19 protein-coding genes are annotated in these 21,326 nt (G+C 67.0%); 5 read left to right on the forward strand and 14 right to left on the reverse strand.

Going from position 1 to position 21,326, the window contains the following annotated elements:
• Positions 1-103: 103 nt before the first annotated feature.
• The 3 genes from G9V96_RS06715 to ygfZ form a co-directional block, all read right to left on the reverse strand.
• The gene (locus G9V96_RS06715) at positions 104-1,063 is read right to left on the reverse strand and encodes a hypothetical protein (RefSeq protein WP_168582347.1); all 960 of its coding nucleotides are present in this window, start codon (positions 1,061-1,063) and stop codon (positions 104-106) included.
• The gene (locus G9V96_RS06720) at positions 991-1,500 is read right to left on the reverse strand and encodes a helix-turn-helix domain-containing protein (RefSeq protein ID WP_226913555.1); all 510 of its coding nucleotides are present in this window, start codon (positions 1,498-1,500) and stop codon (positions 991-993) included. Before G9V96_RS06720 ends, G9V96_RS06715 begins: the two co-directional genes overlap by 73 nt.
• A gap of 102 nt (positions 1,501-1,602) precedes the next feature.
• Positions 1,603-2,631, reverse strand: coding sequence for a CAF17-like 4Fe-4S cluster assembly/insertion protein YgfZ (gene ygfZ / locus G9V96_RS06725; RefSeq protein WP_226913556.1), 1,029 nt, complete (start codon positions 2,629-2,631; stop codon positions 1,603-1,605).
• A gap of 94 nt (positions 2,632-2,725) precedes the next feature.
• Here ygfZ and G9V96_RS06730 point away from each other — a divergent pair, with 94 nt between their 5' ends.
• Complete coding sequence (locus G9V96_RS06730) at positions 2,726-4,390, forward strand: FAD-dependent oxidoreductase (RefSeq protein ID WP_168582348.1); 1,665 nt, start codon at positions 2,726-2,728, stop codon at positions 4,388-4,390.
• 141 nt (positions 4,391-4,531) lie between these two features.
• Here G9V96_RS06730 and G9V96_RS06735 read toward each other — a convergent pair whose 3' ends face one another.
• From G9V96_RS06735 to G9V96_RS15115, 3 genes are read right to left on the reverse strand one after another with little or no spacing between them, the layout of a single operon-like run.
• Positions 4,532-5,035, reverse strand: coding sequence for an FABP family protein (locus tag G9V96_RS06735; RefSeq protein ID WP_168582349.1), 504 nt, complete (start codon positions 5,033-5,035; stop codon positions 4,532-4,534).
• A gap of 32 nt (positions 5,036-5,067) precedes the next feature.
• Positions 5,068-5,913, reverse strand: coding sequence for a hypothetical protein (locus G9V96_RS06740; protein ID WP_168582350.1), 846 nt, complete (start codon positions 5,911-5,913; stop codon positions 5,068-5,070).
• 13 nt (positions 5,914-5,926) lie between these two features.
• A complete protein-coding gene (locus G9V96_RS15115) occupies positions 5,927-6,178 on the reverse strand; it encodes a MoaD/ThiS family protein (RefSeq protein WP_226913558.1) in 252 nt (83 codons plus the stop codon).
• A gap of 60 nt (positions 6,179-6,238) precedes the next feature.
• On the opposite strand from G9V96_RS15115, the gene G9V96_RS06750 reads away from it, so the two are divergent.
• Genes G9V96_RS06750 through G9V96_RS06765 form a run of 4 tightly spaced genes read left to right on the forward strand, consistent with a single transcriptional unit; the run spans position 6,239 to position 11,158 of the window.
• On the forward strand, positions 6,239-6,913 hold the full coding sequence (locus G9V96_RS06750) for a response regulator transcription factor (RefSeq protein ID WP_168582352.1): 675 nt from the start codon (positions 6,239-6,241) through the stop codon (positions 6,911-6,913).
• A 29-nt stretch (positions 6,914-6,942) separates the two neighbouring features.
• Positions 6,943-7,887 (forward strand): mycothiol synthase, encoded by a 945-nt coding sequence (gene mshD, locus G9V96_RS06755; RefSeq protein ID WP_168582353.1) that lies wholly within the window; start codon positions 6,943-6,945, stop codon positions 7,885-7,887.
• A gap of 5 nt (positions 7,888-7,892) precedes the next feature.
• Positions 7,893-10,145 (forward strand): RNA degradosome polyphosphate kinase, encoded by a 2,253-nt coding sequence (locus tag G9V96_RS06760; RefSeq protein ID WP_168582354.1) that lies wholly within the window; start codon positions 7,893-7,895, stop codon positions 10,143-10,145.
• Positions 10,142-11,158 carry an NUDIX hydrolase gene (locus G9V96_RS06765; protein ID WP_168582355.1) on the forward strand — a complete coding sequence of 339 codons (1,017 nt, stop codon included), beginning with the start codon at positions 10,142-10,144 and terminating at the stop codon, positions 11,156-11,158. The genes G9V96_RS06760 and G9V96_RS06765 overlap by 4 nt, the downstream gene beginning before the upstream one ends.
• Positions 11,159-11,403: 245 nt before the next feature.
• Here the strand turns inward: G9V96_RS06765 and G9V96_RS06770 are convergent, their stop codons facing one another.
• The 8 genes from G9V96_RS06770 to treY form a co-directional block, all read right to left on the reverse strand.
• Positions 11,404-11,664, reverse strand: coding sequence for a hypothetical protein (locus G9V96_RS06770; RefSeq protein ID WP_168581191.1), 261 nt, complete (start codon positions 11,662-11,664; stop codon positions 11,404-11,406).
• Positions 11,665-11,978: 314 nt separating this feature from the next.
• Positions 11,979-12,758, reverse strand: coding sequence for a phosphate ABC transporter ATP-binding protein PstB (gene pstB, locus G9V96_RS06775; protein WP_168582356.1), 780 nt, complete (start codon positions 12,756-12,758; stop codon positions 11,979-11,981).
• Between the two features lie 29 nt (positions 12,759-12,787).
• Positions 12,788-13,903, reverse strand: coding sequence for a phosphate ABC transporter permease PstA (gene pstA, locus G9V96_RS06780; protein WP_168582357.1), 1,116 nt, complete (start codon positions 13,901-13,903; stop codon positions 12,788-12,790).
• Positions 13,903-14,844 (reverse strand): phosphate ABC transporter permease subunit PstC, encoded by a 942-nt coding sequence (gene pstC / locus G9V96_RS06785; protein ID WP_168582358.1) that lies wholly within the window; start codon positions 14,842-14,844, stop codon positions 13,903-13,905. Before pstC ends, pstA begins: the two co-directional genes overlap by 1 nt.
• Positions 14,845-14,996: 152 nt before the next feature.
• Positions 14,997-16,100 (reverse strand): phosphate ABC transporter substrate-binding protein PstS, encoded by a 1,104-nt coding sequence (gene pstS / locus G9V96_RS06790; protein ID WP_168582359.1) that lies wholly within the window; start codon positions 16,098-16,100, stop codon positions 14,997-14,999.
• A gap of 224 nt (positions 16,101-16,324) precedes the next feature.
• Positions 16,325-16,981, reverse strand: coding sequence for a hypothetical protein (locus G9V96_RS06795; protein ID WP_226913559.1), 657 nt, complete (start codon positions 16,979-16,981; stop codon positions 16,325-16,327).
• Complete coding sequence (gene treZ, locus G9V96_RS06800; RefSeq protein WP_168582360.1) at positions 16,978-18,804, reverse strand: malto-oligosyltrehalose trehalohydrolase; 1,827 nt, start codon at positions 18,802-18,804, stop codon at positions 16,978-16,980. Before treZ ends, G9V96_RS06795 begins: the two co-directional genes overlap by 4 nt.
• Positions 18,801-21,260 (reverse strand): malto-oligosyltrehalose synthase, encoded by a 2,460-nt coding sequence (gene treY, locus G9V96_RS06805; protein WP_168582361.1) that lies wholly within the window; start codon positions 21,258-21,260, stop codon positions 18,801-18,803. Before treY ends, treZ begins: the two co-directional genes overlap by 4 nt.
• Positions 21,261-21,326: the final 66 nt, after the last annotated feature.

Consider the following 21,326-nt stretch of genomic DNA (forward strand, 5'->3'; position numbering starts at 1 on the left):
GCCCCTTGGCGCTCGCCCTCACCTGCGCACTGCACTCCTGCCCCGGACGCGTCGAGGCCGCCCCGCGTCCAGCGCAGGGCGGCCTCGATGCTGGGTCCAGAGCTCAGGACTGCTGGTCCGAGTCCTTCTCGGCGTGCTGCTCGATGGGGCTCGGTTGCGGGTCGCCGAAGGCAGAGCCTTCCACCAAGTCCTCGATCACCGAGGGCATGCTCGGGGTAGCGGCCACCGCAGCCGCTTTTGCCACAGTGGTCGTCGCGGGCGCCTTGCGCGGCGCGGACTTCTTGGCCGCGGACTTACGCACGGCCGCCTTCTTAGCTGCGCCCTTCTTCACCTGCGACTGTCCATCCTCAGACGCGGTGACGCTTGCCGACTTCTTGGCCGCGCTCTTTCGGGCGCTCTGGGTGGCTGCGGTCCCGCCCGCCTCGACACCCGAGGACGGGGAGTTGGTGCTCTCCTCGGGGGCGGTGGGGTTCGTCGAACGCACGGCCGGGTCGCTGGTGGCCGGAAGGCGACGTGGACGACGAGGGCGGGTCGGCAGCGAGGATTTCGAATCCGAGGTGTCCTGGGCACCGGAGCGGTCGCTCCGGGTCGGGATCGGCCCCGGGTGGGTCACCGCATCGACGACGTTCTCTGCCTCTTCGCGGACACTGCGCAGCGTCGTGCTGGCCCGGGTGACCGTAGTCCCAGCCTGACGGGCCAGGCGGCGAGCCGCACGTTCTTTCTTGGCCGTCTCGGCATCGACCGGACCGGAGCCCCGACCACCCAGCAGGCGCGCCGGAGAAACCACCTCGCGAACCGTCTTCTGGCCGTGCTTGGTGAACTCCTCATACTGAGCCTGTCCGACGTCGAGGAGGGAACGTGCCCCGTTCACGGCCAGGGAGGGCACCGCGACGACCCCTCGGACCACGTTGGCCAGATCGGCGACGGGTGAGTTACTCGGGTCGGCATCTTTAGCGCCCAGGTCCCGGAGGGCCTCGACGGCGCGGTCGGTCACCCCGACTGCCGCGTAGAACGGCGCGAGGCGCGGCTGGCCGGAACGCTTGGAGGACTTGATGAGGGGCATGGGTCGTCTCCTGACTCGTGGTCGGCGGGCACCTGCTCGGCATCCACGCCCGGGTCTAACGCTGACTCCAGCTCCATCGCGTCTGCGGGGACGAAGGAGTCGTACAGATCGATCATCAGGCGCCGCTGCCGTTCGGTGAGGAAAACGTCGTTCTTCAACGCTTGCCGAACGTCGAGACCGGCAGCCTCGGACGTGCCATCGAGCAGGCCTGCCCGGACGTACAAACTCTCAGCTGAAATCTGCAAACCTTTGGCGAGCGCTTGCAGGATCTCGGCGCTGGGCTTTTTGAGCCCCCGCTCGATCTGGGAGAGGTAGGGGTTGCTGACCCCTGCCATGGCCGACAACTGCCGCACGGACAACTGGGCATGCTCGCGTTGCTCTCGGAGGTACTCCCCCAGTTCGCGCATGCCTGGTAGCGGCGGAGTTAGACGGGACACACCCCTAGTGTGCTTGCTGTAGTTAGCGCCCGGCAACCGGGAAGGCCCGCGGGGCTACGTGAGATGGCACACCGCAGCCCATAGGCGGCCAGGCCCAGGCCGTTACGGCGCCACGATGACGGTCTGCGCCACCGCCACACCCTGGGCATCTAAGGTCTGCTCCAGCGGCAGCGACCGCTTGACCACCGCCAGCGCGACCGGTCCTTCTTCAAAGTGCCTGGCCACGCTGGTGAGGCGCCCTACCGCGCGCTCGCCGGCGACCAGGGGCGTGCCCGGATCGGGCAGCACGTGCCCCGAGCCGTCGAGGTGGGCGAAGACGATGCGGCGAGGCGGTCGACCCAGGTTGTGCACCCGAGCGATGGTCTCCTGCCCGCGATAACAGCCTTTGTGCAGGTGGACCGCTGTTCGCAGCCAATCCACCTCGTGCGGGATCGTCCGGTGATCAGTCTCCAGACCCAGGCGTGGGCGCCAGGCCATGACCCGCTCCGCGTCGGCAGCCCACAGCCCCGCGAGGTGGCGGTCACCGACGGCATCGACGAGGTCGGCGCGGGGAACGATGAGTTCGCGCCAGGCGCGGCCTGCAGCAGGGTGTTCCGCGGGGCCGTACAACGCGGTGTCGCCCACAGGGCCGGGCCAAGGATCCACCCAGGCCAGCGGCTCGGAACCGATGGAGTGTGCACCGATCGGCTCCCCGAGAACCGCGTAGGAGTCCGAGACGTCGCTCACCTCGACTCGCAGCATGAACCGCATCCGGTTCAGCCAGTCAACGAGAGCCGGGGCGGTGCCGGGTTCGAGGGTGATCCAGGCGCGCTCCCCGTCATCGACGATGTGCAGGGCATGCTCGATATGACCCTTGGGACTGAGCACCAGGGATTCCACACCGACCCGGGGGGTGAGGTCGGTGAGGTGCTGGGTGGTCAAAGAGTGCAGCCACGAGAGCCGGTCCGGGCCGGACACGGTGATCACCGGGCGGTGCGACAGGTCGACGACTGCCAACCCCTCGCCAAGCAGGCGCTGTTCACGCATCGGGTCGCCGTAGTGCGCAGCGACGGCGGCGTCAACGCCCGCGCCGGGCACTGCGCCTGGCCGGGAGAGCAGGGCCGAGGGAGCAACAACTGAGGCTGGGTCCACTCGCCCACAGTACCCGGCGACCCTGCGCCCATTTCCGCTCCTCCATCATACCCCCAGGGGTATGATGGAGGCATCGTCTAGAGGAAGGTGCCCCATGCGCATCATCATCGTCGGCGGCGTCGCCGGAGGAATGTCGGCAGCCACGCGGCTACGCAGGTTGATGGAGGACGCCGAGATCCTCGTTCTCGAACGCAGCGGCTACGTGAGCTTCGCCAACTGCGGCCTGCCGTACTACGTGGGCGGCGTCATCGAGAAGCGGGCATCGCTGCTGCTGCAGACGCCGGAGTCGCTGCATGCCCGGTTCCGGCTCGACGTGCGGGTGCGGCACGAGGTGACCGCCATCGACACCGCCGCCAAGACGGTGACGGTGCGCGACCTGGAGGCAGGCACGCAGTCCTGCGAAAGCTACGACCACCTCATCCTGAGCATGGGAGCTTCCCCCGTCATCCCGCCGATCCCCGGCATCGAACGCGCGCTGACCCTGCGCGATGTCGGCGACGTCGACCGGATGGCGGCGGCCACCGACCAGGCGCTGGCTGCAGGAAAGAGTGCCGTGGTGATCGGCGGCGGCTTCATCGGCGTCGAAGTGGCCGAGAACCTCGCCGAACGTGGCCTGCAGGTCACCCTGGTCGAACTCGCCGACCAGGTTCTGCCGCCGCTAGATCCCGAACTTGCCTCCTTCGTCGCCGACGAACTGCTCAAGAACGGGGTCTCGCTACGGCTGGCGACCCAGGTCAGCCAGATCGGCCAGACGAGCGTGACCTTGTCCTCCCAAGAGTCGATCCCGGCAGACATCGTGGTGGCCTCGATCGGGGTGCGACCTGAGACGAGGCTGGCCGAGCAGGCCGGCATCACGATCGGCAGCCGCGGCGGAGTCGTCGTGGACGATTCGCTGCGCACCAGTGCCCCCGAGGTGTACGCGGTCGGCGACATGGTGGAAAAGCTCGACCCTCTCAGCGGCGCAGCGACCTTGGTGCCGCTGGCCAATATCGCCAACCGGCAGGGCCGCCGGGTGGCCGACGTCATCGCCGGCCGAGAGCCTGCTCCCGGAACGGCGCAGGCCTACGGAACCGCCGTGGTGAAGGTCTTCGGCCTCACCGCGGCCTCGACCGGCGCCAACGCCAAGCGGCTGCGCGCTCAAGACCGACGCTTCGTGGCGATCCACACCCACCCGGTCGACCACGCCGGGTACTACCCCGGCGCGAGCCAGATGCACCTGACGTTGCTGTTCGATCCCGACAGCGGTGAGATCCTGGGCGCTCAAGGAGTTGGTCCGGCAGGAGTGGAACGGCGTATCGACGTCATCGCCACCGCCATGGCCGGCAAGCTCGGCGCCGCCGACCTGATCGACCTCGAGCTGGCCTATGCCCCGCCCTACGGCTCGGCCAAGGACCCGATCAACCAGCTCGGCTACCTGGCCGAGAACGTCCTGACCGGCGAGCAGGTCATCCAGTGGGACGAGCTTGGGGCCCGGGAACCGGCCGAGACGAACCTGCTGATCGACGTTCGCTCCCCGCAGGAGTTCGCCGCAGGCAGCATCCCCGGGGCACGCAACATCCCCGTCGATGAGCTGCGAGACCGTATCGATGAGATCCCGCCCGGGCCTCACACCGTGTTCTGCCAGGTGGGCCAGCGCGGTCACGTGGCGACCCGGCTGCTGGGCCAACTGAATCGGCAGGTCACCAACCTCACCGGCGGCTACCTGACCTGGAAGGCCGGTCAGCGCGCCCGCGAACTGAGCCACTGCGGGCAGGCCTGAACAGCAGCATCCGATGCATGGGTGCCGACCGCGTTCGTTGCGGTCGGCACCCAGGTGCATCTTTGTTGCCAACAGGCATGGCCTTGCTACCGATGCCGCCAGCCGCCTACCTCGCCCGGCCCCACCAGGTGTTTCCGCTACTCAGCCGATGCGTTTGAGCTGCGCAGAGATATGGCTCTGCAACGGCTGTCCCTCGGCGGCCATGTCCATAACCCACATGAGTTGGCTATCCACCAGCCCATACATTCGGCTGGCGGCGTTGTACTCCATAGCGGCGGGGCTGCGAATGACACCGTCGGTGCGCAGGTTGAGGATGGGGCGCTTTGCTTCGCGCTCACCGACATACATCTCAACGATGCCCGAGGGGTGGGCCAGGAGCAGCTCAACCTCGCCGTCGTCCAAGACGCGGAAGAAACCCAGCTCGGTGGCCAACGGCCGCACGATATCCCCGGCCTCACTCAGGATCCAGGTGCGACTTTGCACCTCCAGGAAGGGGCGCCCGTCGTGGGTGATCAGCAGCTCCTGCCCGATGTTGTGCGACTCGTGGTTGGGGTAGCCGACCACCCCTGCCCCCTCCCAGCGCCCGACGAGCCAGGCCAGCGGGGCGATCTTCGGGGAGAGGGTGACGTCGATCTCGAATGGCATAACTGTCCTTGCTGTTCGGAGGTTGCGCGCCGTCATCTCAGGGGCGCGTGAGTGAAGAGTGCCAGGGCGTAGGCCACGGCCCCAGTGCACAAGACGGAACTAGCAGCCGAAGCGAACTGAGCGCGCCGACCCCACAGCGAGGGAAGCACGGACTGCACCTGGCGCAGCGCGTAGCTACTCGCTGCCGCCACCGCACCCGCCGCTGCAGCGGCCAGCAACGACAGCTCCGGGCGGTCCATCAGAACCACCGCCGCGACCGCGACCACCGCGCCCAGGACCACCGCCGAGCAGGCGCACAAGAGCGCGACCAGGCTGCGAGGGGTTCGCCCGAGCCCGACGTCAGCCAGGCTGGAGACCGCAGTAGCTGCCGCGACGGCAACCAACGCGGCCCTGCCGTGAGCGCTGGAAGCCGCGGGCAGCATGCACACCGCTGAACTGAGCAGTGCCACACCGGAGGCGCTGGCAGAGACCGACTCCACCAGCCTCGGGCGGGCATCCCTACGGTTGAGCTGGTGCAGGAAAGTGACGAGCATGGCCAGGGCCACCGCGGCCGGTAGCCACGCCAAGGTCGCGCTCGGCGCCAGAACCCCCGGCACGAGGATGATCACCGCAGAAAGCAACTGCACCGTGGTCGTCGAGCGCGGGCTGGGCAGGCGCAGCAGCGGAACCCAACCGAAAGCCAGCAGCACCATGGGCAGGGCCAGCGCTGCCACGACCGCCCAGATATGGCCGGACAGACCCGCCACCATGATCAGCACAGCCAGCACCGAGGCCGTGAAGGACACGGCTGGGCGCCACGGACGCCGTGGCGGCCGGGGGCGTCTCGGATCGTTGCCGGGGCCCGGGGCGTTCTGGCGATCCAGCGAAGGCGAAGGCACGTTCGCCATCCTGTCAGCCCCCCGCGAAAGGCGGGAGGATCTCCACGCTCGAGCCGGCGTTCACGATCACATCAGGCTCGGATTGCACGCCGTCCACAAGCACGGAGGCGACCTGGAGCACCCGCTCAAGCTCGCTATGGCGCAGCGCCAGCGCAGCGAGCAGGTCGCCCAGGCGCCCCGCTTCGACGGTTTCGGACTCCACGCCGGTGGCAGCCCGGGCGGCGGCCCAGTAGTGGACGGTGACAGTGGCAGGTTGACTCGACACGCCTCCCACCTTGGCAGGTGTGCTCCGCGGCCACCATTCCGGCCCCCGTATCCTGGGGGAATGTCGCAGGTGGTGCTCATGACCGCGACGCTGTCCGCAAGCGCCGAGGTGCTGCCGTCCCTGTCGTTGCTGCCCCATCGCGTTCGGGTCTTGCCGCTTGATGCCTCGGCGCTGGTGGATCCCGGCCCACTCGATGCGATTCTCATCGACGGCCGCAGCGAGTTGGCTGCTGCGCGCGGCGTGTGCCGAGTGCTGCCCTCAGTGACTGCTTCCCCGGTGATCCTGGTGTGCACCGAAGGCGGGCTCGCAGCGCTTTCCGCCGACTGGCCGGTGGCGGATGTACTCCTGCACACCGCCGGCCCTGCTGAGGTGGAGGCCCGGCTACGGTTGGCGATCACCCGGACGCACCAACGCAACGACGACGAACCTGCCGCCACCGAGGGAGCGCTCGTCATCGACGAACATGCTTATGCCGCACGGCTGGCCGGAACCCCGCTCGATCTGACATATAAGGAGTTCGAGCTCCTCAAACACCTGGCGTCCCATCCCGGTCGGGTGTTCACTCGCGCGCAGTTGCTGGACGAAGTGTGGGGTTACGGCTACTTCGGCGGCACCCGTACCGTCGATGTCCATGTGCGGCGGCTGCGGGCCAAGCTCGGCCCGGAACACGACGCATTGATCGCCACCGTACGCAACGTCGGCTACCGCTACTCCCCACCCAGCCCGACCCCCTGAACTGCCCGCGTGCATGGTCCAATGACGGCATGGCGCTCAGAATCACCGCTCAGTTGTCCACCGCGCTCGCTGGCGCCGTCCGGGAACTCGTGACGCGCACCCAGGAGGCTGACGGCGTCTCGCCGGTATCGGAGCAAACCTTGCTGGGGCTGCACTCCCCGGGAGCCGGCACGCATTTCCTGAGCCAGGACGGCGAGGAACTACGTGGCTATGGCTTTCTCGAAGACGGCGGGCAGGCGCATCCGAGCGCGGAGTTCTTCATCGCTGCGGGCGCCAGGCGGGCAGGACGGGGGCAGGAACTCCTGGAGGCCATCTGCGAGCAGGAGCCGACCGTACGCATCTGGGCGCACGCGAACCTGCCGGGGGCTCAGGCCCTCGCCCGCAGCGCCGGGTTCCGCGTGGTGCGCGAACTGATGAAGATGCAGCGACCCCTGCACCCCCAGGATGAATTCCCCACCCAGTTGCCGCCCGGCTTCACAATGCGCACGTTCACTCCGGCCGATCTGGACCCCTGGCTGCAGGTCAATTCCCTGGCCTTCGCCTCCCACCCTGAGCAGGGCCGGATGAGCGCCCGCGACGTGCAGGCCCGGATGGCCGAGCCGTGGTTCGACGCCGACGGTTTCTTCCTCGCCTTCGACGAACGCGATGCAACGGCCTCGACGGCGCCCCGATTGGCGGCGTTCCACTGGACCAAGGTGGTCGAGGATGAAGGTGAGGTGTACGTGGTCGGTGTGCACCCGGACTACCAGGGTCTCGGGCTAGGTCGCAGCCTCACTGCAGCGGGCCTGGCGTACCTGCGCGATCGCGGGTTGGAAACCGTGACCCTGTACGTGGAAGGTGACAACGAAGCGGCCCTGCACACCTATCGCCGCCAGGGATTCACCCCGTTGTCCACCGACGTCATGTACACACGGCGATCCACCGATGAGCACGAAGCAGGCTATGCATCCGCCCCCACAAAGGTGACACCATAGGGGCCATGACCCCACCTCGCGATGAAACCCCAGCGGAGACTCCTGCAGTGACCGAACTGGTCACCGGTGAGACAAGCTCGGTGGCGCACGCGCGGCCACGGGCCTCGAACGGGCGATTCATCCGGGTGCCGCAGACACCCCTTCCCGACCAGGAAGAGCCGCTGCCCGATGACCGCTTCCTCGAGCGGGAGATCTCGTGGCTGCAATTCAACGAGAGGGTCCTGCAGCTCGCTCAAGACGAGGACATGTACCTGCTGGAGCGGGCCCGGTTCTTGGCGATCTTCGCCAGCAACCTCGATGAGTTCTTCATGGTCCGGGTCGCCGGGTTGAAGCGTCGCATCGCTACCGGCTTGGCGGTCCGGTCCACCTCCGGGCTAGAACCCCGCGAGCTGCTGGATCGGATCCTCAGCACCGCCGGGCAGTTGATGGACGCGCACGCCAAGATCTTCGAGCAACAGGTGCGCCCAGCCCTGGAAGAGGAAGGGATCTTCCTCATCGGTTGGGACGAGCTGACCGAGTCCGAGCGCGAAAACCTGGGCACCTGGTTCAGCGAGCAGGTCTTCCCGGTCCTGACTCCGCTGGCGGTGGACCCGGCGCACCCGTTCCCCTACATCTCCGGGCTCTCGCTCAACCTCGCGGTGGTCTTGGTGAACGCTAAGACCGGAAGCGAACACTTCGCCCGTTTGAAGGTTCCGCCGCTGCTGCCCCGGTTGGTTCCGGTCCCGGAGGCAAGCGACAGCGAGGAAGCGCTCTATCGCTCCCGGTATGTGCCGGTCGAAGAGATCATCGCGGCGCACCTGGACCAGCTCTTCCCGGGCATGAATGTTCGTGAGCACTACACCTTCCGGGTCACCCGCAACGAAGACCTGGAGGTCGAAGAGGACGACGCGGAGAACCTCCTCACTGCGTTGGAGAAGGAACTCTCGCGCCGACGCTTCGGTCCGCCGGTTCGCCTCGAGGTCGACGCCGCCATGGACGACCACGTCCTGACCATGCTCAGCCGTGAGCTGCAGATCGGGCGCCGCGAGATCTTCCGGTTCCAGGCGCCGCTGGACCTGCGCTGTTTGAACACGGTCGCGGATCTGGACCGCACCGAGCTGAAGTACCCGGCCTTCGTGCCGCGCACCCACCGCGACCTGGCTCGCGTCGAGTCCTCCAAGGCGGCGGACGTCTTCGCGGCGGTTCGAGCCAAGGACGTGCTGGTCCAGCACCCCTACGACTCGTTCTCCACCTCAGTGCAGGCCTTCATCGAGCAAGCCGCCGCTGATCCCAAGGTGTTGGCGATCAAGCAGACGCTCTACCGCACCAGCGGGGACTCCCCCATCATCGATGCCCTCATCGATGCGGCGGCCGCAGGCAAGCAGGTGCTGGCGGTTGTGGAGATCAAGGCGCGTTTCGACGAGCAGAACAACATCGACTGGGCCCGCAAGCTGGAGCACGCCGGCGTTCACGTCGTGTACGGGGTCGTCGGGCTCAAGACCCACTGCAAGCTGTCCCTGGTGGTACGCCAGGAGAGCGACGGACTGCGCCGGTACTGCCACGTCGGCACCGGTAACTACCACCCCAAGACCGCTCGCCTGTACGAGGACTTCGGGTTGTTCACCTGCGACCCCCAGGTCGGCGAGGACCTCACCAAACTGTTCAACCAGCTTTCCGGTTGGGCGCCCCGGAGCACCTTCGAGCGGTTGCTTGTGGCGCCGGGGTCGCTGCGCTCGGGTCTGATCAAGCGGATGGAACGCCAGATCAGCCGCGCGGAGAAGGGTAAAGACGCCTACATCGGCATCAAGGTCAACTCGATGGTCGATGAGCGCATCATCGACACCTTGTACCGCGCCTCGCAGGCCGGCGTCGACGTCGACGTATTGGTTCGGGGTATCTGTGCGCTGCGTCCCGGCGTTGAGGGCCTTTCGGAGCGGATCAGGGTGCGCTCTATCCTCGGGCGGTTCCTGGAACACTCCCGGGTGTTCGTCTTCGGCCGTGACGGCGAGGACGGCGTCCTGATCGGTAGCGCGGACATGATGCATCGCAACCTGGACCGCCGGGTGGAGGCTCTGGTTCGGGTCGCCGACCCGCGCCACGTGAACGACCTGGTCGATGTACTGCGGCGGGGCATGAGCGATGAGACCTCGAGCTGGCACCTCGCCGGTGACGGGCGTTGGACCCGCCACCACCGCAGCCCCGAAGGTGAGCCGCTGCTGGACCTACAGTCCGTCCTCATCGAGGAGCACGCCTCGCGCCGCCGCGGCCGGCGGCAGTGAGCACCAGCCCGCCCGTCGCGGCCGCCGGCACGCTGCCCTGGCGCGTCGGTGAGCGCGGCGTCGAGGTACTCCTCGTGCACCGTCCTAAGTACGACGACTGGTCATGGCCCAAGGGCAAACTCGACCCGGGTGAGACCTGGGCCGCGGCCGCGGCCCGGGAGAGCGCTGAAGAGACGGGCCTTCGGGTCCGCCTCGGCCTGCCGCTGCCGGGAACCACATACGAAGTGGCCAACCCCTCCGGCAAGGGCCAGCGCCTCAAGGAGGTGCGGTACTGGGCCGCCAGCGTGATCGGCGGCGATGGCGTACTGGAGAACGAGATCGACGAGGTCCGTTGGGTGACACCGAAAGAGGCCAAGTCGCTGCTGACCCACCCGCGCGATCTCGAGCCGCTCAAGGCCCTTGTGGCCCACGGCGGTCCGCAACAGACCCAGAGCCTGGTCATCCTGCGGCATGCCAAGGCTGTGCCGCGCAAGAACTGGCATGACAGCGAGCATGACTGGCTCCGGCCGCTGGATGAGGTGGGGTCCGCACAAGCGGTCGACATGGTGGACCTGCTGCGCGCGTACGGGGTCGCTTCCGTGGTGTGCTCGCCCTCCACTCGCTGTGCAGACACGGTCCGGCCCTTCCTGCAGACGCCGATCTGCGCCCTGCAGGAACAGTCCACGGCATCCCAGGATCGTTGTTTGGAACCGGCGCCGAACGTGACGTGGGCTGACCCGCTCTCCGAAGAGGGGCACGAGAGCGCGCCGCACCTCCTGCCGGGGATCGTCGCGGCCGCGCTCTCGGCCGAAGAGACGACAGCTATGTGCAGCCACGGCCCGGTCCTGCCCGCACTCGTGGAGCAGGTCTCGACACTGGCTCAACCCGCATCGAAGCAGGTGCGCGGCATCTTGCGAGATCTGCGCAAGGACAACCTGATCAAGGGTGAGGTCGTCGTGGTGCACATGGCGCGCACCGAGGGGACACTGTCCACGCTTGATATCGAACGCCACCCGCCCCGGGTCACACCCTGACTGAGGTTTGCCCAGACCTACCGAGCGGTTCACCCGCGCATCGGGTGGAGCGTGCGTCGGGCCGGGAGCGCCTCACGGCGCGTGGCCGCTCGTAGCGGCTATTTTTGGGACCCGGGGCTGCCGCGGCCCGACGCACTCAGGTTTCAACCGAACGCGGGCCGCAGATGTTCCCGCCACTGCGAGATCTTTCGGCTTTTTCGGCAGGGTCAGGTGAAAGCGTCGGGTGGGCGGCGGTAGAAGGGCGCCTAGTGCGCCGGTGACTGAGCGCGCTCTTGGACCGTTCGCACCTGCGCCACAGCCTCGACTGGCGGGACGCAGCCGGTGAGTTGATGCAGTTCGGCGTCCCCGGCGGCCCCGCTGCGCGCCCGCCGCCCAGGGCCCTGCCAACCGCAACCGGTGCACTTGGCACGCGCAAACGAACCGGTCTCGATGACCGCGACCGGGCCGCCGCTGGTGTCCTGAGCAGGCTCGGCGTGACCGCCCGACTCAGCGGCAGCGCCTTGCACTCTGGTCGTGTGAACCGGCGTGACTGTCGCAGCGAAATCCGCACTCGAGGACCTACGTCCTAACCAACCCATCGTGTACCTATCTGTTGGACGGTCGACCACCGACATCGTACGTTCTACCGCGCGGCCGTACTGCCGCTTCGCTGTGCAGCTCGCCCGTGCCCAGAGCTACTCAGCGGCGGGCCGGCCATCCGGTCACGGCCGCCGGTGCCGACTGTCGGCCTGCATCCACCGCCCGCGGGCGGAAAACCACTGAGGGGGCGAGCGCGCACCTTATGCACGCTCGCCCCCTCAGACACCCAGATCGCTACAACTCAGCCGAACCGACCGGAGATGTAGTCCTCGGTCGCTTTCTCCGTAGGGTTGTTGAAGACCTTCTGGGTGTCGTCGAACTCCACGAGTTGCCCCGGCTTGCCCGTTCCCTCGATGTTGAAAACTCCCGTGCGGTCGGAAACCCGCGCGGCCTGCTGCATGTTGTGGGTCACGATGACGATCGTGTACTCCTGCTTCAGCTGCCCGATCAGGTCTTCCACGGCAAGGGTGGAGATCGGGTCCAACGCGGAGCACGGCTCGTCCATGAGCACGACATCCGGCTTGATGGCGATAGTGCGGGCGATGCACAGACGCTGCTGCTGACCACCAGAGAGGCCCGACCCGGGCTTGTCCAGCCGGTCCTTGACCTCGTTCCACAGGTTCGCACCCTGCAGAGAGGACTCGACCAACTCGTCCGCGTCAGACTTGCTGATCCTCTTGTTGTTGAGCTTCACGCCAGCCAACACGTTCTCGTAGATGGACATCGTGGGGAACGGGTTCGGCTTCTGGAAGACCATGCCGACCTTGCGACGCACCTGGACCGGGTCGACTCCGCGGCCGTAGATGTTCTCGCTGTCGATGATGACGTCACCCTCGCAGTAGGCGCCGGGGATCACCTCGTGCATGCGGTTCAGGGAACGCAAGAAGGTCGACTTGCCGCAGCCCGACGGGCCGATGAGCGCGGTGACCGTCCGTGGCTCGATGAAGACGCTTACGTCCTTCACGGCCAAGAAGTCGCCGTAATAAATGTTGAGGTTGGAAACATCGATACTCTTCGACACTTTTCTGTCTTCCTTACCTGCGACAGGCGTCAGCGCGCGCCCTTGGGAGCGAAATAGCGGGAGATGAGGCGGGCGATGACGTTGAGGGTCATCACGATGAGGATGAGGACGAGCGAGGCCGTCCAGGCACGGTCGATGTACGGCTCGGGCGGCACCCCGGGGGTGGCGTACTGGTAGTACGCGAACACCGGCAGGGTCGCCATCCGTTGCGAGAACGGGTTGAGGTTGACCCCGGTCGTGATCCCCACCGTCACGAGCAACGGTGCGGTTTCACCGATGATGCGAGCGATGGCGAGCGTGACACCGGTGGCGATTCCAGCAATTGAGGTCGGCAGGACGACCTTGACGATCGTCAGCCACTTCGGCACACCGAGTGCGTACGCGGCTTCGCGGAGCTCATTGGGCACGATGCGCAGCATCTCCTCGGTGTTGCGTACGACCACCGGGAGCATGAGGACCACCAGCGCCGTGGCACCGATGATGCCCGCGCGGGCTCCTTCACCCATGAACAGGACGAAGAACGAGTAGGCGAACAGACCGGCCACGATCGAAGGGATACCCGTCATGACGTCCACGAAGAACGTCAACGCTCGGGCCAGTCGGTTGGTCTTGCCGTACTCGACAAGGTAGATCGCCGCCATGATGCCGACCGGCACGGCGATGATCGTCGCGATGAGGGTGATGAGCAGCGTTCCCATAATGGCGTGGTAAGCCCCGCCACCGTCACCGAGAACTCCGCGCATGGAGTAGGTGAAGAAGCGCCCGTCCAGGCGACCCAGGCCCTTGGTGAGCACCTCGATGATCACCGAGACCAGGGGAATCATGGCCAGCGCGAACATCGTCGTCACGATGGCGGTCACGAGGCGGTCGATGGCAGGGCGAGGACCCTCGGTCATCCGGGAGGTGATGTAGATGGCGATGGCGTACACGATCGCCGTCAGCACGATGATGCCGACGATGTTGAATCCCCAGCCGAACATCATCGCCAGAGCGATGCCGACAACGACCGAGCCACCGAAGACTGCAGCCCGGACGGTGGCTGAGAGCGAGGGGTTGACCAGACCGCCGCGGACGAGCTTGGTGTCCTTGGACTCCAGGGTTGTGTTCCCGCTGTTGGGGGACGTGCTTTGTACTGTGCTCGCCATCAGTTGGCTCCTGAGAACTGGGACCGGCGGGACACGATGTAGCGCGCCAGCATGTTCACCGCGAGGGTCAGTGCGAACAGCACCAGGCCGGAGGCCACCAGCGTGTTCACGTCCATCCCGCTCGATTCCGGGAACTGCAGCGCAATGTCACCGGCGATCGTGCCGGGGTTTGAGGAACTGACCAGGTCCCAGGTGTATCGCGCCGACGGCGACAGGATGATGGCGACCGCCATCGTCTCACCGAGTGCGCGCCCGAGACCGAGCATCATGCCGGAGATGATGCCGGATCGACCGAAGGGAATGACGGCCTGCTGGATCATCTCCCAGCGGGTGGCGCCCAGAGCCAGCGATGCTTCCTCGTGCAAGCGCGGCGTCTGCAGGAACACCTCGCGGTTCACCGCTGTCATGATCGGCAGAATCATGACCGCCAGAACCAGGCCGACGACCAGGATGGTGCGACCGGTGGTACTGGCCGGCCCATGGAAGAAGGGCAGGAAGCCGAGGTACTTCGAGAGCCACTTGGCGATCGGCACCGTCGCCGGCGCCAGGACGAAGATGCCCCAGAAGCCGTACACGAGGCTGGGCACTGCCGCCAGCAGGTCAACGAGATAACCGAGGACCTGGGCCATCTTGCGCGGCGCATAGTGCGTGATGAACAGTGCGATGCCGATCGCCAGCGGCGTCGCGATGATCAGCGCAATACTCGCGCTCAGCACCGTGCCGAAGAGCAGCGGCCCGATGTAGTGCAACAGCCCCTGGCCGCCCCGGACATCCTCGGGTTTGGCGACAAGAGCGGGCCAGGCTTGCCACATCAGGAAGGTGGCTACACCTGCCAGGATCGCAAGGATGAAGATGCCGGAAGCAGTGGATAAACCGGAGAAGATCCGGTCGCCCGGGCGGCGAACGCCCGTTTTCGGTGGGCCGGCCGTCTGCGTGGTCACAGGAGCCTCTTTCGTGGCTGACGGGGGAATACTTCGAACCGCCTGACCTTCGACGGCGCCGAAGGTGTGGCCGAGGCGGGCAGGGGTGGTTGGGCGCCAGACGGCGGCCTACCTTGCACAGGCAAGGCAGGCCGCCATCTCACAACGGTGGGTCAGCTGGCTGCGATCGCGTCGATGGCCTTCTTGGCGTTCTCACGTGCACTTTCGCTGATGGGGGCGGAACCTGCTGCCTCCTGGGCCTTCTTCTGGCCCTCGTCGCTCGTGATGTAGCTCAGCCATTCCTTGACCAGCTTTGCCTGCTCGGCACTGTCGTACTTGGTGCAGGCAAGTGTGTAGGTGACCAGCACGATCGGGTAGGTACCCGACTCGGTGGTGTCTCGCTTGACGTCGATGGCAAAGTCGTACTGGCTACGGTCCGCGACCCGCTCGCTAGCATCCACGACCTTGGCGGCGGCTTCGGGCGAGTACCCGGTGTACTCCTGGCCGACCTTGATCTTGGCGTGCGGCAGGTCCCCGATCTGGCTGGCGTCGGCGTAACCGATGGTGCCGGTACCGCCGTTGACGGCCTGCATGACACCGGAGGTGCCCTTGGCGGCCTCGCCACCCGAGATCGGCCAGTTACCTTCCGGCTCGTGCGGCCATGCCTTGGGCGCAGCCTTGGCGAGGTAGTCGGTGAAGTTCTCGGTAGTGCCGGACTTGTCCGAGCGGTGCACCGGGGCGATCCGGGTGGACGGCAACGTCACTCCCGGGTTGTCGGCAACGATGGCGGGGTCGTTCCAGGCCGTGATCTTGCCTGCGAAGATACCGGCGAGCGTCTCGGGCGAAAGCTGCAGGTTGTCCACACCGTCCAGCTTGTACGGAACGGCGATCGGGGAGATGTAAGCCGGGAACTCGATCAGCTCGCCACCCTTGCAGGCGGTGGAGACCTTGGACAGCTCTTCCTTCTTCAGGTAGGCGTCGCTTCCGGCGAACTGAACCCCGCCGGCGAGGAACTGCTCGCGGCCACCACCGGAGCCGACCGGGTCGTAGTTAACGGTGGCGCCGGGGTGCATCCCCTCAAAGCCCGCCTTCCACGCCTCTACTGCTGCAGCCTGCGAGCTAGCCCCGGCGCCGGCGATGGTGCCGCTGACCTCTTCACCGGCAGATTCGCCGCTGCCACCGGCAGCTGGTCCCTCATTGGCAGCGCCGCACGCGGACAGAGCGAGAGGCAGAGCGATGGCGAGCACGGCGGTGCGGCCGAAAATGGTGCGCTTCACGTGGGTGAGCCTTCCTTACTGGGGCAGGTGGGGCTGCTGTAGTGCAGGCTCAGCCCCCGTTACCTTTGACAATCTGACGGTAGAGGGGCAGCGGTGACGCATTGGCTGGCTCAGGGTGAACAAGAAATGAACGCAGGTAGGACAATTGGACGGTCGTCAGGCAGTGCCTCGCCTCATCCGTCTTGGACTGACAGGATGGGCCTGCCCCGACGCGGCGCCGCAGTTCAGACGAGGTCGCCGCGCCGCCAGAGGCCGGCAGCAGCCGCGAGATCGGCGCCCATACGCAGAACATTTGCGGCGTAAGAAGCTTGGGACTGCGAGGCTGGTGTACCGATAGCGTCCTGGCCGTCGCGGGAGGCCCGCCCGGCCGCGACGACACTGCAGAAAGCGCTGGCCCGCTCCAGCGCATCCGCCAGATCCGCCTCGAACACTCCACGCAGGATCGCGTCCGTCACCTGACGTACCTCCTCTGGGCCAGGAGGGCTACCGACCCCCGCCACCACCACGGCCACGTCGGCAAAGGGTAGACCTGCTCGATAGTCGGAGCTGGCGCCCAGTGGGTCCCGTCGCACCCACTCCCGCAGGACGTACAACCGCCATAAGGTGCCGGGCAGGCTGTCGGCGGGACGTCCCGCCCACAGCTCGGCCAGGGTGGACAGCCCCACTTCCTCGACCAGCCCGACCAGTCGCTGCGTCAGCGCCGGGTCATTCGAGGCGCGCCCGGTCCGCACGATGATCGCTGCGGTCTCATGGGCGATGGTCATGATGACGGCCGGGTCGAGGCGCTCCATCGCGATGGAGTCGAACGTGGTCGGGTCCAGCATTGCCGGGCGGCGCGGCACCGGACGCCCTGCCGGCTCCCTGGAATTGGCGCTGCTCACCCGGTGACCGAGGGACCGACGACGACGACGGAGTCCGGTGCGAGGTGGACGATGCCCGCCTCATCCACCGCTGTGGTGGTGTCCAGCGCGAGCAGCACCACGTCATGCTGGCCGGCGCCCAGATCGAGATCCACCGGGTGCTCGGTCAGGTTCACACCGACGCGGTGACGTCCCCGGTCGATGACATAGGCACCCGCTGGGTCGTGGGTGTGCACCACAACCGCTGACAGGTCGGTCGCGCGCAAGTCCGGTCGAGCCCGGCGCAAAGCCAGCAACGCCTTGTACCAAGCCAACATCCGCTCGTGCGATCCCTGATGCCGCTCGTCCCAATCCAGCGTCGAGTTCTCCAGAGTCGTGATGCACTGCGGGTCCGGGACATGATCGGATGCCCAGCCGTGGCTACCGAACTCGTCCCGACGGCCCTGCCTGACCGCTTCGGCGAGCGCCTCATCGACGTGGTCGGTGAAGTACTGCCACGGGGTGCTGGCCGCCCACTCCTCCCCCATAAACAGCATCGGGGTGTAGGGGCTGGTCAACAGCAACGCCGCCCCGCAGGCAAGCCGGCGGTAGTTCAACATCGAGGAGAGGCGGTCACCTTCACGGCGATTGCCCACCTGGTCGTGGGTTTGCAGCGAGACGACGAAGGCAGAGCCAGGGGTGCGCGCACGATCGACGGGCCGGCCGTGGGTGCGGCCGCGGAATGAGGACCAGGTGCCGGCGTGCAGGAACGGCGTGGTCAGCAGAGTCGGCAGGGCAGCGGGGACGGCGAAGTCGCCGTAGTAGCCCTGGCTCTCTCCGGTCAGGGCAGCATGCAGGCCGTGGTGCACGTCATCGGCCCACTGGGCGTCCAACCCCAGTCCGCCGCGACTGCGCGGGGTGACGGTACGTTCATCGTTGCGGTCGCTCTCAGCGATGAGCCACAGCGAGCGCCCCAACTCTTCTTGCAGGTCATCGACCTCGGTGGCCAGCTCTTCGAGGATGTTGATGGCGCGCTCGTCGTGTAGTTCGTGCACCGCGTCCAGGCGCAACGCGTCAACGTGATAGTCGCGCAGCCACATCAAGGCGTTCCCGATGATGTAGTCGCGCACCGTGTCGCTGCAGCGCCCGTCGAGGTTGACCGCCAAGCCCCACGGGGTCTCGTGCCGATCGGTGAAGTACGGGCCGAACGCGCCGAGGTAGTTGCCGTCCGGGCCCAAGTGGTTGTAGACGACGTCGAGCGCCACGGCCAGTCCCCGGCTGTGGCAGGCGTCCACGAAGCGGGCGAAACCCTCCGGGCCGCCGTAGGGTTCGTGCACCGCGTAGGGGGCCACCCCGTCGTAGCCCCAACCGTGCTGGCCTGGGAAGGCCGCGATGGGCATGACCTCGACGATGTCGATACCCAGCTCGACCAGATGGTCGAGTTTGGCGATCGCGCCGTCGAAGGTGCGCTCGGGGGAAAACGTCCCGATATGCATCTCGTAGATGACCGAGCCGTCAAGCTCGACGCCCTCCCAGGTGGTGTCGCGCCAAGCGAAGGTGGTGGGGTCATATACCGCCGCCCGCCCGTGCGGACCGTCTGGCAACCGGCGGGCTTGTGGGTCGGGAAGCTCCGGGCCGTCGTCGAGTCGGTAGGCGTAGCGATCCCCGATGGCAGCCTGGGTGCGCACGCTCCACCAACCATCGGCGTCAAGTTGCATGGCGAGGCTGCGGTCTTCCAACTCCAGATGGACCGAGGACTGGGCGTTGGGAGCCCACAGGCGGAAGGTACGGGTCTCAGCACTCATCGGGCGGGTGTGCTCCTCGGCGGTAGCCGGTCGAAGGGCGGAGGGGTGTTGGCTGCTCATCGCTGCACGAGGACGGCAGCGGGGTGCGAGGACAGCACGGTGGCGCAGGCCAGCGTGCCGCCTTCGAGGATGTCGCCGGTGACGATGTCCTGCCATTGCCCCTCGGGCAGGGTAATGGTGGCCTCGCCCCATCCGCCGGCCGCGCGCAGTCGGGCCGGGGCGCGGGTGACCAGCACCGCGAGCTGCTTGGTTCGGCTCAGACCGAGCGCTCCCGCGATCCGGTTGCCGCTGTAGGTGCGCACGAAGCCCAGCGCGTGTTCACTGCTCGCCTCCAGCGGCTCATAGCCGACACCGGAGCCGAACAGGTCCGGTTCGTCGCGGCGCAGGCGCAGCACCGCGGAGGTGAAGAGCAGCTTGACGGCGTCGAGTTCGGTGCACCCACCGGGCAGCTGGCCGGTCAGTCCGCGGTTCTCGTCGAGATGGAACAGCAGGTCTTGGCGCCGCTCGAAGTCGACCGGCCGCCGGTTGTCTGGATCCACCAGAGACAGGTCGACGATTTCGCAACCCTGATAGGTGTCCGGGACCCCGGGGGCGCTCAACTCCAGCACCTTGGCGGCCAGCATCGTCGCCGCAACTGCGCCCTCGTCTGCGTGCAGGACCCGGTCGATGACGTCGTGCAGGCGGCCGTCGCGCTGGACCTGCTCGGCGAAGGTCAGCACCCGCTGCTCGTAGTCGGCATCGCCGTCGACCCACGCGGTGTGCTGCTTGGCCTCACGCAGCGCCTTGAGTAGGTATTCGCGTAGGCGTTCCGGGGAGACTCGGCCTACCCCGAGGATGGTCTGCCACAGCAGGTGCGCTGTCGGCAGGTCCACATCGAACTCCTGCGCCTGTTCCCCGGCGATCGCCGAGCATTCCTCCCACGCTTGCGGGTCACCTGCGACCGCCAGAATCCGGGCGCGGACGTCCTCGCTGCGCTTGGTGTCATGGGTGGACAGCGTGGTCATCCCGGCCGGCCAGTGCTCCTGCTGATGCTGAGCCCAGGAGTGCAGGTCTGCGGCGGAGCCGGTGTCCAGCAACTCCGGGTCGCCGCCGACCTCGTTCAAGGCCACGAGCCGGTGCCACCGATAGAACGTGGTGTCCTCGATGCCCTTGGCCATAACCGGCCCCCACGTCTGTTGCAGCCTGATCGAGAAGTCGCTGGCGGCGGCCTGGTCGTCGTCGTCGCCGACAGTCAAGGGCGCCAACGCCCGCAGCTCCGGCTCGAGATCCGGGGCGGCTTCGATCGCGGAGGCGAACGCGTCCACCAAGCGGCGTCGCGCGTCTTGGCTGAGACGTTCATCCGGGCGCACGTAGGCCCGGTAGACCTCCCCGGCGACAAGTAGTTCGACGATGGCGGCGCGCAGCCGCTCGGGGTCCAGTTCGGGAAGTGCCTCTCGCGCTCGCCGGGTGAGTCGTTCGACCTCCGGGCCGAGGGATTGCCCGACCACCTGTCGTTTGGCGTGCTCGACGGCCTCCTGCACGGTGTGTTCGCCACCGGCTTCGTCCCAGCATCGGGTGAGTGCAGCCGCCACCGCGGGGTCGCTGTCGACCAGCGCGGCCTGGATGGCGCGCATTCCGTCGTAACCGGTGGTGCCGGCGCAACTCCACGACGTGGGTAGCTGCTCGGTGCCCTCGAGGATCTTCTCCACCCACACCGGGGTTCCGCGACGGGTGGCCTTGCGTAGTTGGTCCAGGTAGCCCTCGGGGTCGGCCAGGCCGTCCGGGTGGTCGATGCGGAACCCGTCGATGAGACCGCGGCGGTTGAGGTCGATGAGCAGGGCGTGAGTCGCGGCGAAGACCTCCGGTAGTTCCACGCGAACCGCGATGAGCTCATCCACCTCGAAGAAGCGCCGGTAGTTCAGCACGTTCTCCTTGTCCCGCCAGGAGGCCAACCGGTAGTGCTGGCGATCCAGCACCTCACGCACGGTGGTTTCGGCGTCGCCCTCGGTGCCCAGCGCCACCGGCAGCACGTGTTCGTAGTAGCGGATGACGGGTTGCTGCTTGCCGTCGATCTCGTGCACGTCGAGGGTGATCTCACCGTTCTCCAGTACCGCTTCGAGATCTTCGCCCAAGATCGGCAGGCCGAGACGACCGCCGCCGGCTTTCCAGTCGATGTCGAACCATTCGGCGGTCTGTGCGTCGCGGCCGTCGCGCAGCACTTCCCACAGCGGCCGGTTGACATATTCGGGGGCCACGAAGGCCATGTGGTTGGGCACCACGTCGACGATGAGGCCGAGATCGTGCTCTTGGGCGACCGCGGCCAGGTTCTCGAACTTGGCCATCCCGCCCAGCGCCTCGGAGACCTTGGTGTGATCGACCACGTCATAGCCGTGCATCGATCCTTGGACTGCCTGCAGGATCGGCGACAGGTACAGATGGCTCACGCCGAGGCGCGCCAGGTAAGGAACGATGGCCGCAGCGTCGTCGAAACCGAACCCCTCGTGTAACTGGAGTCGATAGGTGCCGGTGACGTTCATGCGGGGAACTCCTGGGAAGAGAGAGGGTGCAGGCTCACAACGCGTGCCGCCCCACCGTACCTATCC

Origin of the sequence: Gephyromycinifex aptenodytis, from assembly GCF_012277275.1 — a bacterium.
GTDB lineage: Bacteria > Actinomycetota > Actinomycetes > Actinomycetales > Dermatophilaceae > Gephyromycinifex > Gephyromycinifex aptenodytis.